General features: G+C 66.7%; 12 protein-coding genes. 6 read left to right on the top strand and 6 right to left on the bottom strand.

Annotated elements, in window-relative coordinates; all coding sequences use genetic code 11:
* Positions 1-289: 289 nt before the first annotated feature.
* The 3 genes from ACXAID_RS15980 to ACXAID_RS15970 all read right to left on the bottom strand — a co-directional run bounded on the left by ACXAID_RS15980 (position 290) and on the right by ACXAID_RS15970 (position 4,638).
* The gene (locus ACXAID_RS15980) at positions 290-1,750 is read right to left on the bottom strand and encodes a FadD3 family acyl-CoA ligase (RefSeq protein WP_475023191.1); all 1,461 of its coding nucleotides are present in this window, start codon (positions 1,748-1,750) and stop codon (positions 290-292) included.
* 61 nt (positions 1,751-1,811) lie between these two features.
* On the bottom strand, positions 1,812-3,002 hold the full coding sequence (locus tag ACXAID_RS15975; RefSeq protein ID WP_475023190.1) for an amidohydrolase family protein: 1,191 nt from the start codon (positions 3,000-3,002) through the stop codon (positions 1,812-1,814).
* Positions 3,003-3,030: 28 nt separating this feature from the next.
* Positions 3,031-4,638: an AMP-binding protein gene (locus ACXAID_RS15970; protein WP_475023189.1), complete on the bottom strand. Its 1,608-nt coding sequence runs from the start codon at positions 4,636-4,638 to the stop codon at positions 3,031-3,033.
* A 91-nt stretch (positions 4,639-4,729) separates the two neighbouring features.
* On the opposite strand from ACXAID_RS15970, the gene ACXAID_RS15965 reads away from it, so the two are divergent.
* On the top strand, positions 4,730-5,449 hold the full coding sequence (locus tag ACXAID_RS15965) for an enoyl-CoA hydratase/isomerase family protein (RefSeq protein WP_475023188.1): 720 nt from the start codon (positions 4,730-4,732) through the stop codon (positions 5,447-5,449).
* Positions 5,450-5,456: 7 nt separating this feature from the next.
* Here the strand turns inward: ACXAID_RS15965 and ACXAID_RS15960 are convergent, their stop codons facing one another.
* Positions 5,457-6,131: a TetR/AcrR family transcriptional regulator gene (locus ACXAID_RS15960; protein WP_475023193.1), complete on the bottom strand. Its 675-nt coding sequence runs from the start codon at positions 6,129-6,131 to the stop codon at positions 5,457-5,459.
* Positions 6,132-6,212: 81 nt separating this feature from the next.
* On the opposite strand from ACXAID_RS15960, the gene ACXAID_RS15955 reads away from it, so the two are divergent.
* The 3 genes from ACXAID_RS15955 (at position 6,213) to ACXAID_RS15945 (ending at position 9,099) form a co-directional block, all read left to right on the top strand.
* On the top strand, positions 6,213-7,373 hold the full coding sequence (locus ACXAID_RS15955; protein ID WP_475023187.1) for an acyl-CoA dehydrogenase family protein: 1,161 nt from the start codon (positions 6,213-6,215) through the stop codon (positions 7,371-7,373).
* 132 nt (positions 7,374-7,505) lie between these two features.
* Positions 7,506-7,940 carry a Zn-ribbon domain-containing OB-fold protein gene (locus ACXAID_RS15950; protein WP_475023192.1) on the top strand — a complete coding sequence of 145 codons (435 nt, stop codon included), beginning with the start codon at positions 7,506-7,508 and terminating at the stop codon, positions 7,938-7,940.
* Between the two features lie 13 nt (positions 7,941-7,953).
* On the top strand, positions 7,954-9,099 hold the full coding sequence (locus ACXAID_RS15945; protein ID WP_475023186.1) for a thiolase family protein: 1,146 nt from the start codon (positions 7,954-7,956) through the stop codon (positions 9,097-9,099).
* Between the two features lie 42 nt (positions 9,100-9,141).
* Here ACXAID_RS15945 and ACXAID_RS15940 read toward each other — a convergent pair whose 3' ends face one another.
* Positions 9,142-9,774, bottom strand: coding sequence for a TetR/AcrR family transcriptional regulator (locus tag ACXAID_RS15940; protein ID WP_475023185.1), 633 nt, complete (start codon positions 9,772-9,774; stop codon positions 9,142-9,144).
* A 149-nt stretch (positions 9,775-9,923) separates the two neighbouring features.
* Here ACXAID_RS15940 and ACXAID_RS15935 point away from each other — a divergent pair, with 149 nt between their 5' ends.
* Both ACXAID_RS15935 and ACXAID_RS15930 read left to right on the top strand, forming a co-directional pair.
* Entirely contained in the window at positions 9,924-11,204 is a 1,281-nt protein-coding gene (locus ACXAID_RS15935; protein WP_475023184.1) for a cytochrome P450, read from the top strand.
* Positions 11,205-11,262: 58 nt separating this feature from the next.
* The gene (locus tag ACXAID_RS15930) at positions 11,263-11,703 is read left to right on the top strand and encodes a hypothetical protein (protein WP_475023183.1); all 441 of its coding nucleotides are present in this window, start codon (positions 11,263-11,265) and stop codon (positions 11,701-11,703) included.
* 11 nt (positions 11,704-11,714) lie between these two features.
* On the opposite strand, the gene ACXAID_RS15925 is transcribed toward ACXAID_RS15930, so the two are convergent.
* Positions 11,715-12,143 carry a hypothetical protein gene (locus ACXAID_RS15925; RefSeq protein WP_475023182.1) on the bottom strand — a complete coding sequence of 143 codons (429 nt, stop codon included), beginning with the start codon at positions 12,141-12,143 and terminating at the stop codon, positions 11,715-11,717.
* Positions 12,144-12,207 lie beyond the last annotated feature (64 nt).

Below are 12,207 nucleotides of genomic sequence, written 5' to 3'. Positions count from 1 at the left end.
CGCCTCGGCTTCGGCGGCCTCGGCCTCGGCCTCTTCGGCCAGCGCGCGCGCCTGCTCCCCCGCTGCGCCCTGATCCGGTTGCGCTGCGTCGGCCCCGCCGGAGTCGATCACCGACTCACGGCGCCTGAAAGACGGCACAGCCGACCTCCTTGTCTACCTGTCATCGGCACGCTCGAAGACGAGAACGCCATTCTTCATTGCTGGGTGACGATGCGACGATACCCGTGTTCTGCGCGGCCCGGCAAAGACCGCTGGCTGCGGAAATGCTATTCACCTGCTGTGCGAATGCTCAGCGCTGATGGCCCTGCAGCTTGTCCTTCATGACTTTGCCGGTGGCATTCAACGGCAACTCGTCGAGGAACTCTACATACCGCGGCACCTTGAAACCGGCCATTCGGTCGCGGCTCCACTCGATGATCTCGGCGACCGTCGGCGCGGCGGATCCGCCCTCGGGGGTCTTGGTGACGATGAAAGCCTTGCCCACCTGGCCCATCCGGTCGTCGGGTACCCCGATCACCGCCGCCTGGGCCACCGCCGGATGCTCGAGCAGGAAGCCCTCGATCTCGGCCGGGTAGGCGTTGAAGCCGCCGACGATGAACATGTCCTTCTTCCGGCCGACGATGCGCAGCCGGCCCGCCTCGTCGAGCGTGCCGAGGTCACCGGTGTGCAGCCAGCCGTCCGCATCGATCGTCTCCGCGGTGGCGGTCGGGTCGTCGAGGTAGCCCTGCATCACGGTGTAGCCGCGCACCAGCACTTCACCGTCGTCGGCGATGCGCACCTCGACGCCGTCACAGGCCACGCCTGCGGTGGTCGCGATGTCCTCGAACGAGTCCCCGGGCCGCGACAGGGTCACCGTGCCGGCTTCGGTCAGCCCGTAGCCGGTCGCCACCGTCTTGAACGGCAGTTCCTCGTGCACCCGCCGGATCAGCTCGACCGGGATGTCGGCCGCGCCGGTGACACCGGCGCGCAGGGTCGCCAACTTGGACTTGTCCGGCACCGACAACAGCGAGTGGTACAGGGTCGGCGGGCCCGGCAGCATGGTGACCTTCTCCGCGGCGATGAGTTCGACGACCTTGTCCACGTCGAACACCGGGACCGGCAGCATCGTGGCGCCACGGATGAACGATGCGATGAGTCCCGCCTTGTACCCGAAGGTGTGGAAGTACGGGTTCACCATCAGGTAGCGGTCGCCCTCGCGCAGATCGGCCAGGTCGCACCACTCCTCGTACAGCCGCAGGTTCTGGCTGTGATTCATCATCACGCCCTTGGGCCGGCCGGTGGTCCCCGAGGTGAAGATGATGTCGGAGATGTCGGAACCCTGTACCGGGCGGCTGAAAGGCTTTCCGCCGGAGAGGAAGCCGGATTTCAGATCGAGAACCGGAATCCCGTCGGGCGCGCTGTAGTCGTTGCCCAGGAAACCCTGCTGAACGAGAACGGCCTTGGCCCCGCTGCGGCTGATGATGTCGGCTGCTTCCTCGTTCTTGAACCGGGTGTTGACCGGGACGAGCACCCCGCCGGCGGTGAGCAGCCCGAACGCGGCGATGATCCACTCCGCCGAGTTGGGCGCCCATACCGCGGCGCGGTCGCCCTTCTCGATACCGAAGTCGGCGAACGCTCCTGCAGCGCAACGGATGCGTTCGGCCAGTTCTGTGAATGACAAGCGCAGCGGACCGTCGACGACCGCTTCCGCGTCGCCGAACCGGTCCGCCGCGCTGGCGACCAACTCAGGGAGGGTCTGCCACCGTCTCATTCTGCGCTACTCCTCAACGGGCGCTGGGCGCCCTTGATCGTCGCAGCGCGGCGCCGCAACCTCACACCGTGACGAGGCGACCCAGGTTGCCGCCCATGATCTTGGCCTGGTCGTCGACCGAGAGGTGCTCGAGAGCCGTCACATAGTGCGTCGGCTCCGCCAGACCCTCCGGGTGCGGCCAGTCAGATCCATAGAGGACCTGATCCACGCCGACCAGGTTGATCAGGTCGTCGATGCCCTCCTCGTAGAAGGGGCTGATGTAGATGCGGTTCTTGATCTCTTCCATCGGATTGCTCGGGAAGGACTCCGGCGCCTTCTTGTACACCTCGGCCATCGAGTCCAGCAGCGGGAACATCCACTTCGACCCGGCCTCGACGATGCCGACCTTCAGCTTCGGGAACCGGAACAGCGCACCGTGGATCACCCAGGAGGCCACCGCGTCCTGGATCGGGCGCCACTCGTTGAGGATCGACATCGCGTTGGTCTGGAACGGCAGCATCTCCTGCGCGACACCGTCCCACTCCGAGGTGTAACGCGAGTAGCCGCTGTCAGAGGAATGCATACCGACGAACACGTCGTACTCGACACACTTCTGCCAGAACGGATCGAACTCCGGCAGCGCGAACGAGCGCGGGCCGCGGAACCCGGGCACCGGAGCCGGCCGGACCAGAATGGCGCGGGCGCCGCGCTTGACCGCCCACTCCAGCTCTTCGATGGCCTTCTCGACGATCGGCAGCGTGATCACCGGGGTGGTGAAGATGCGGTTCTGGTAGTTGAAGCCCCAGACCTCGTCGAGCCACTGGTTCAACGAGTGGATGATCACGTGGATGGCGACCGGATCGTCGCGCAGCCGCTCCTCGATCAGGCTGGCCAGCGTCGGGAACATCAGCGACCGGTCGACGCCCAGTTCGTTCATCAGCTTCAGCCGCGGTTCGGGCTCGAAGAACGCCGGGATGGAGCGCATCGGCTCACCGAAGAGCTCGCGCTTGCTCTTGCCGTCGGGATTGCCGAACTTGAAGTACTCCTCCCAGGCGCCCGGCTTGGCGACGTGGGAGAACGTCGGGTTCGGGATGTAGTTGCTGATCTGCCCCTTGATCGCGATCTTGGTGCGACCGTTGACCTCGACGTACTGGACGATGTCCTTGTACTCCTTGGGCAGGTACTTCGTCATCGCCTCAGGCGGCTCGTAGAGATGGTTGTCCGCATCGAAGAGCGGGAACGGGATATCGACCCGGTGTGACAGTTGCCCCATGGAAAACTCCTTTATCGTCTCGTGAGAATCATATTCTCACGTGGGTTGTCGTGGCAATATCGGCCCCGGCATCGCGGTGCGCGTCACGCACTTGCTGCCGGACGAGGAACTTCTGCACCTTTCCGCTGGCCGTGCGCGGGAAGTCATCGGCCTGCAGCAACTGCTCCGGCCAGGCTTGGCGGGACACTCCCTCGGCCGCGAAGTGCGCACGGACTTCGTCCAGCGTCGGCATCACGGCGCCGTCGCGGATCCGCAGCACCCCGGCGGCATGCTCGCCGAGCCGCTCGTCCGGCGCGGCAACGACGACCGCCTCTGCGACCGCGGGCATCGACATCAGCACCTCTTCGACCTCGAGGGCGCTGATGTTCTCCCCGCCCCGGATGATGACGTCGGCCTTGCGGTCGGTGATGGTCAGATAGCCGTCGTCGTCGAGCACACCGATGTCGCCGGTCCGGTACCAGCCCTCGGAATCGAACGCCTGCGCGGTCAGGTCATCGTCGGTGTAGCCCAGGCACAGGTCAGGCCCGCGACTGAAGATCTCACCGTCGGGACCGAGCCGGATCTCGACCCCCGGGCGTGGGTTGCCGTCGGTGAACAGCCGCTTGTCCGCGGGAGCATCGGGACCGGAACCGGTGATGGAGGGGTGCTCGGTGCTGCCGTAGGCGCGGAACACGAACATCCCCAGGTCGCTCAGCCGCTGGGTCACCGCCGCCGGCACCGACGACCCGCCCAGTCCGACCGTGGTGAAGTGCCGCAGATGCTCGGGCCGGCAGTCGGGATGGTCGAGCAGGCTGGTGACGAAATACGGCGGGCCACCGCCGATGCACAGCCCGTCGCGCTCGATCAGCTCGAGCACCCTGCCCGGATCCCACACGTCGCACAGGTCGATCGGCGCGCCCTCGAGCACCGGGATCAGCAGGGCACCGACCATGCCGATGAAGTGCCCGACCGGGGTCGCGGTCAACTGACGTCCCCGGTCGGGCGGGTAGTTCTCCAGGAGCTGACGTGTCTCGCAGCTCAGGGTTTGATGGCTGTGGATGACCCCCTTGGGATCCCGAGTGGTCCCCGAGGTGAAGGCGATCAACGCCGGGGCGGCCGGATCGGCACCCAGGGTGCCCATCATGGGTTCGTCGGCCAGCAGGTCCTCGAAGCGGTGCTCGTGCGCGGCCAGGCTGCCGGTCTCACCGACCAACCCCACCATCGGCACATCGGCGCACAGATCCGCCGAATACCGCAGCCGGCCGAACTCCGGGGTCGTGATGAACACGCGGGGTCGCGAGGTCGCCAGGATGTGGCTTAGTTCCTTGCGCCCGTAGAAGTGCACGACGGGAACGATCACCGCACCCAGCATCGCCGAGGCCCAGAACGTGACAGCGGCCTCACGCCAGTTCGGCAGCTGCAGCGCCACCACGTCCCCGGGACCCACTCCACGGGCATGCAGCCCGGCGGCCAGCCGCCGTGCGTCGCGTTCCACGTCGGCGAAGGTCCCGCGGTAGGGCCGGACTGCCGAATGCACGCAGAAGCTGGCGTCCGGGCTGTCGTGCAGTCCCCGAGCCACCAGATCCCCGAGGGTCTCCTGGGTCCACCACCCCGCCTGCTGGTAGCGCTCGATCAACTCGGCAGGAATCTTTCGCATGCTGGGGTGGGCCGCCTTCCGTCGGCGAGGAGATAACATCGCGATGTTATTCTCCGCAAACGAGAATGCCAATACCGCAGATGGAGAATGAATGACGGTCGGGCTCGAATTCGACAACGGTCTGGCGATCATCACCATCGATCGGCCGCAGGCCCGCAACGCGATCTCGCTGGAGACGATGGGGCAGCTCGACAAGGCCCTCGACGGCGCCGAAGGGGCGAGCGGACTGGTACTCACCGGCGCCGGCGACCGCGCCTTCGTCTCCGGTGGCGACCTCAAGGAACTGAGCGCACTGCGAACCGAGGAACAGGCCGCGGCGATGTCCTTCCGGATGCGGTCGATCTGCGATCGCATCGCCCGGTTTCCCGCCCCCGTGGTCGCCGCTCTCAACGGTCACGCGCTCGGCGGCGGCGCGGAGTTCGCGGTGGCCGCCGACATCCGGCTGGCCGCCGACGACATCAAGATCGGCTTCAACCAGGTGGCCCTGGCGATCATGCCGGCGTGGGGCGGTGCCGAGCGTCTCGTCGAGCTGGTGGGCTACAGCAAGGCCCTGCTGCTGGCCGGCACCGGTCGCATCATGGCCGCCGCCGAAGCCGAGCGCATCGGGCTGATCGACCAGGTGATCCCGCGGGCCTCGTTCGACGAACAGTGGCGGCTGATCGCCCGCACCCTGGCCACCAGGCCGGCCGGACACGTCAAGCGGGTGATGCGCGGCGTTCCCACCACCGAGGCCGTCGCCGCGTTCGCCGAGCTGTGGGTGTCCGACGAGCACTGGGCCGCAGCGGACAAGGTGATGAACAAGGGACGGTAGCGAGCCCTCAACCGCCCTCGATCGCCCGGCGCAGCCGCGGCAGCAGATCATCCAGCGGCTCGCTGGTCGACAGGCACACCACGGCTGTGCGTTCGTCCCCGTCTGCGCCATCACGCCCACGGAGCAGGATCCGCGTCGACACCAGGGCGTCGGCCAGCTCGTCGTGCGGATGCTCGACGGTGCCCCGGAGCCATCGACGCAGGACGTGGTTGTGCGCGACGACGACGGCGTTGGCGAACAGTTCGTTGCGCAGCGCGGCCGGCGGATCTCCCGCCGAGACCCGGTTGAGGTGGCTGGCGAACAGCGCGGCGTACCGGGCGACGGTGGCGACCTCGTACTGGCGCAGCGCCGGGACCGTGCGGGTGAGCCGGTAGCGGATCCGGGCCCGCTCCCCCTCGGCGAGGTATTGGTCGAACACCGCAGCGGCCACCTCGAGTACGGCGCTGGACATGGTGTCGGGGCCGGCCAGGGTCAGATGCTCGTTCGCCCGGCGCAGCAGCGCGTCGTGGTCCGGGAAGATCAGGGCTTCCTTCGACCCGAAGTGCCGGAACAACGTCGTGCGCCCCACCCCGGCTCTCGCCGCGATGTCACCCACGCTCGTGGCCTCGAAACCGTGCTCGCCGAACAGCGCGAAGGCAGCCTCGACCAGACGATCGCGGACCGGTTCCACGCCACTGACCATGATCACCTCTAACATTTTGGTATTGAGTACCGTATCATCGGTATTCAGTTCCGTGAGAAACCCTGCATGAGGAGTACGACGTTGACCGGGAATCCTGATTTCGATTTGTTCCAGTTGCCCGCCGAGCATCGGGAGTTGCGGGCGGCGATCCGTGCTCTGTGTGAGAAGGAGATCGCGCCGTTTGCCGCGCAGGTGGATGAGCAGTCGCGGTTCCCGGTCGAGGCGTTGGAGGCGTTGAACGCTTCGGGGTTCAACGCGGTGCATGTCCCCGAGGAATATGGCGGCCAGGGTGCCGATTCGGTGGCGGCGTGCATTGTGATCGAGGAAGTGGCGCGCGTCGATGCCTCGGCGTCGTTGATTCCGGCGGTCAACAAGTTGGGCACGATGGGGTTGATCCTGCGCGGTTCTGAGCAGCTCAAGGCTCAGGTGTTGCCGGCGATCGCGGCCGGGGAGGCGATGGCCTCCTATGCGCTCTCCGAGCGCGAGGCCGGTTCGGATGCCGCGGCGATGCGCACCCGCGCGGCCGCTGACGGGGACGGCTGGGTGCTCAATGGCACCAAGTGCTGGATCACCAACGGAGGCCGCTCGTCGTGGTACACGGTGATGGCGGTCACCGATGCGGACAAGGGGGCTAACGGGATCTCGGCGTTCATGGTCCACGAAACCGATGAGGGCTTCAGCGTGGGACCCAAGGAGAAAAAGCTGGGGATCAAGGGCTCGCCGACCACCGAGTTGTATTTCGAGAACTGCCGCATCCCCGGTGATCGGATCATCGGCGAGCCCGGTACCGGGTTCAAGACCGCGTTGGCCACCCTGGATCACACCCGCCCCACCATCGGCGCCCAGGCCGTCGGGATCGCGGCGGGCGCGGTGGATGCCGCGATCGCCTACACCAAAGACCGTAAACAGTTCGGCCGCCCGATCGCCGAGAACCAGGCAGTGGCGTTCATGCTCGCCGACATGGCGATGAAGGTCGAAGCCGCCCGGCTGATGGTCTACACCGCCGCCGCGCGCGCCGAACGCGGCGAAGCAGACCTGGGCTTCATCTCCGCGGCGTCGAAGTGCCTGGCCTCCGATGTGGCCATGGAAGTCACCACCGACGCCGTGCAACTGTTCGGCGGGGCCGGCTACACCAGCGACTTCCCCGTCGAACGCATGATGCGCGACGCCAAGATCACCCAGATCTACGAAGGCACCAACCAAATCCAACGCGTCGTCATGAGCCGCGCCCTCCTCAAATAACCACCCCCCGCGAACGTGCATTCCCGGTAGCCGCGGCACGCCCAACCGCGACAGGGAACGCACGTTCGCGGTGGACGAGGCGACACGGTGGCGCCGCTCTATTCTCTCTAGACGAGAACGCCATTTCCGATTATCGTCAACCGGGTGTCAACCTCTCAGCGGGCTCTCGCACCCGAAATCTCGACGTGGCCGGAAGAGGCACCGCAGCTGATCGGCAGCCGCTGCGCCGACTGCGGCGCCACCACGTTCCCCGTCCAGCAGAACTGCCCACGCTGCAGCAGCTCTCGAATGTCCGACGTGTTACTGCCCCGCCGCGGGAAGGTCGTCGCCTGGACGACGCAGGGCTTTCCTCCCGGCGCTCCGTTCAAGGGCCCGACCGGTAAGGACTTCGTCCCGTTCGGCGTCGGCCTGGTGCAGCTCGATGACGTCATCCGCGTCGAGGGCCGCCTGACCGAGAACGACCCCGCCAAGCTGCAGTTCGGTCAGGAGGTCGAACTGACCATGATTCCGTTCACGACCGACGAGGACGGCACCGAGGTCATGACGTTCGCATTTCAGCCGGTATAGGGGGACCTGAGACATGACCAACGACGTAGCCATCATCGGGGTGGGCCTGCACCCCTTCGGCCGGTTCGACAAGACCGCGATGGAGATGGGCGCCGACGCCATTCACGCCGCCCTGGCCGACGCCGGTGTCGAATGGAAGGACATCCAGTTCGGCTTCGGCGGCAGCTACGAGGTGTCCAACCCCGACGCGGTGACCCGGCTGGTGGGCCTGACCGGCATCACCTTCACCAACGTGTTCAACGCCTGCGCCACCGCCGCGTCGGCCATCCAGCAGACCGCCGACACCATCCGGCTGGGCAAGTACGACCTCGGGATCGCCATCGGGCTCGACAAGCACCCGCGCGGGGCGTTCACCGACGATCCCGCCAAGCTCGCGCTACCGCAGTGGTACGCCGAGAACGGCCAGTTCGTCACCACCAAGTTCTTCGGGATCAAGGCCAACCACTACCTGCACAAGCACAGCATCTCCGAGGAGACGCTGGCGCGGGTGGCCAACAAGAACTTCCGCAACGGCGTGCTGAACCCGAACGCCTTCCGCCGCAAGGAGATCTCGGTGGACGAGATCATGGCCTCGCCGGTGCTGAACTACCCGCTGCGGCAGTACATGTTCTGCGCCCCGGACGAGGGTGCGGCGGCGGTGATCATGTGTCGCGCCGACATCGCCCACAAGTTCACCGACACGCCGGTCTACGTGCGCGCCAGTGAGATTCGCACCCGCACCTTCGGCGCCTACGAGGTGCACGCGACCTCGGCGCCGCTCGACGAAGACGTCTCACCGACGGTGTATGCGGCCAAGGCCGCCTATGAGGCCGCCGGCATCGGCCCCGAAGACGTCGACGTCGCGCAGCTGCAGGACACCGACGCCGGAGCCGAGGTGATCCACATGGCCGAAACGGGGCTGTGCGCCGACGGGGAGCAGGAGAAGCTGCTGGCCGACGGGGCGACCGAGATCCACGGCAGCATCCCGGTCAACACCGACGGCGGGCTGATCGCCAACGGGGAGCCGATCGGGGCATCCGGGCTGCGCCAGATGCACGAGCTGGTCCGCCAGCTACGCGGCGAGGCCGGCGACCGGCAGGTGCCCGGCTCGCCGCGGGTCGGGCTTGCCCAGGTGTACGGGGCCCCGGGGACCGCCTCGGCGACGATCCTGTCGCTGTAGCCGCCGAGGCCGGTGCCGATGCAGCCCTGGTGAGCTGCCTCGTCACCGGGAGCTGACCGCAGAGTTCGCCGTCTCTTTCGCCAGCTCCGGCAGCGGTTCACCTTCGAGCCGCCGGATCCACCGTTCGCAGAACGCGAAGGTTTCGTCGTGGCCGGTGCTGATGCCCAGCGCTCGTTCCATCACCAGAGCCTGGGACACACTGGTCGCGAACACCGTCCACACGATCGGCGGAACATCGGCGGTGTCGAAGCTGTAGCGTTTCAGCGCCTCGGCGATCGCGTTGTTCTGCTCCTGGCGGAACCGCTCGGCGTAGAAGACGATCTCGGCGCGCAGGGCCTTGCGGTGGTTGGCCAGACCCATGAACTCCATGGTCAGCCTGGTGGCCTCGGGCGCCGTGCTGAACCGCCACAGCGCCCACAGGGGTTGCGGCGACTTCAGCGCGGTGGCCAGCACCGACAGTCCCTCTTCGGCCCGTCGGTGGAACACGGCCAGGAACAGGTCTTCCATGGTGCGGAAGTAGTAGTGCACCAGCTGCGGCTTGAGTCCTGCCCGGTCGGCGATGCGGCGCGAGGTGACCGCCGCGTATCCCTCCTCGAGCAGCAGGTGCTCGGCGGCATCGAGCAGTACGACGCGATTCTTCGCGTCTGGCGCCCCGATCCGTCTCGGCGATGCCATTCTGAACTCCTGCGTGTTTGCCGTGCTTTCGTCGCGTCGACCTTGACCCTAACTCTTACAGCATGCTAAGCAGGTGCTCAGCATTTTGAGTGTTCTCGACTGTTCCTTTCACCCATCGGGTGACCCGCCAGCCCCGGGAGGCGCCGCATATGACCGATTTCGACACGGTCGACTACTTCACCGACCCCGCTCTCGTGCCTGACCCACACCCGTACTTCGACCACCTGCGCAGCAAGTGCCCCATCGTCAAGGAACCGCACCACGGCGTGCTGGCTGTCACGGGCTACGAGGAGGCCGCGACGGTCCTCAAGGACAGCGATACCTTCTCGTCGTGCATCTCGGTGGCCGGCCCGTTCCCGCCACTGCCGTTCACCCCGGAAGGGGAGAACATCGACGAGCAGATCGCCGCACACCGGTCGCAGATGCCGATGTACGAGCACATGGTCACGATGGACCCACCCGAGCACACCGACGCCCGCTCGCTGCTCAATCGCCTCCTCACGCCCAGCCGCCTCAAGGAGAACGAGGACTTCATGTGGCGACTGGCCGACGAGGTTCTCGACGACTTCGTCAAAGACGGCCACTGTGAATTCCTCAGCGCCTATGCCAAGCCGTTCTCCCTGCTGGTGATCGCCGACCTGCTCGGAGTTCCCGAAGCCGACCACGAAGAGTTCCGGACCGTGCTCGGCGCTCCGCGGCCGGGCGCCAACGTGGGCTCGCTCGACCACAGCGACCTGGTCGGCGCCAACCCGCTGGAGTGGCTCGACGAGAAGTTCCTCGGCTACCTCGAGGAGCGGCGTGAACACCCGCGCGACGACGTGCTGACCGCACTGGCGACAGCGAAGTACCCGGACGGTTCGACGCCGCCGCTGATCGAGGTCGTCCGCTCGGCGACATTCCTGTTCGCCGCCGGCCAGGAGACCACCACGAAGCTGCTCTCGGCGTCGCTGCGGGTGCTGGGCGACCAACCCGAGATCCAACAGGCGCTGCGCCGGGACCGCAGCCGCATCCCGATCTTCATCGAGGAAGCGCTGCGGATGGATGCGCCGGTCAAGAGTCAGTTCCGGCTGGCACGCAAGCACACCAAGATCGGGGACCTCGACGTGCCCGCCGGGACGATGATGATGGTGTGTCCGGGCGCGGTGAACCGTGACCCCAGCCGCTTCGACCACCCCCACGAGTTCGACCTGGACCGCAAGAATGTGCGCGAGCACATCGCCTTCGGCCGCGGCGTGCACTCGTGCCCGGGCGGACCGCTGGCCCGCGTCGAGGGCCGCGTCTCGATCGAGCGAATCCTGGACCGGATGGCCGACATCGCCATCGATCCGGAGAAGCACGGGCCCCCCGGACAGCGCAGCTACAACTACGAACCCACGTTCATCCTGCGCGGGCTGACCGAACTGAACATCACGTTCACTCCGGTCGACTGACCTACTGGCTCAGCGGGAAACCCGCACGCGCCGGGAAACCACGTTCTAGTATCTGAAAATGCTGTTCTGCAAGTGGTTTCCCGGTGCCGCCGCGGCTGTGGTTGCCGCCTTCGCAGCGACCGCGGTCCTCACCGGCGCGCCCGCCGGGGCACAGCCTGCGATGCACCATGTGCGCTACACCGTCGGCGCCAGCCAGGACATCGCCAATGCCGAGATCTACTACCGCGACATCGACCCACCCAATTGGGCCGACTACAGCCATAACCCGTACCTCTACACGCCGAATGCGGAAGCGAATCTGGGACCGGGCCAGCCCTGGGTGCTGGAAGCAACCCTGGCCAATCCCGACGATTGGGCGATGGTCGTGGTCGGTCTTCCCGGCCCCACGACAGCACCGCTGGACGAACCGGGATTCGTCTGCGAACTGCGCGTCGACGACGTCGTGGTGGCTACCGACTCGGGCACCAAGGGCGCGCTGTGCTCGATCCGGCCCTGGTGATCACCGTGTGACTACTGCGGCGGCGGATTGCCGCCGCCCACCGACTGGTCGGCGCGCGCCCAGTAGGACCGGTTGTCCTTCGCGACACAAGTCAGTATCAACCCGTCCGGGGCCTGCGCCATCTCGCCGTCGAGCGCGGGACAGAGGTCGCCCTCGTTCTTGATTCCGTGCATCTCGGGTGAGCGGAACCACCGCGGCTCGTAGCGTCTCGGCGACCCGCAGAACACCAGCCGGCCCCAGTCGGTGACCCCGAAAGCGTAATAGGTGGTGTTGCTGCAATACGAACCCAGAACCACATTGGGCTGGATCCCCGGGGTGCAGTTCGGATAGTTGCACTCCGCTCCGGCGGGCGGCAGGGGCGGCTGAGCGGCCGCAGGAGGTCCGGTGATCACCCAGGCGGGCGCGGCCAGGGCAGCCAGTGTGGCGAGGAGGGAACGCACTCGCGCATTTTCCCATGTGCCGGAATGAAATTCTCGCTTTTGGAGAGCATCGCTACGAACCGCG

The organism is Mycobacterium sp. ABE4_509 (genome assembly GCF_056160785.1).
Note: the sequence above shows the minus strand (reverse complement) of the source record. Positions and strands in the feature narration are given on the sequence as shown.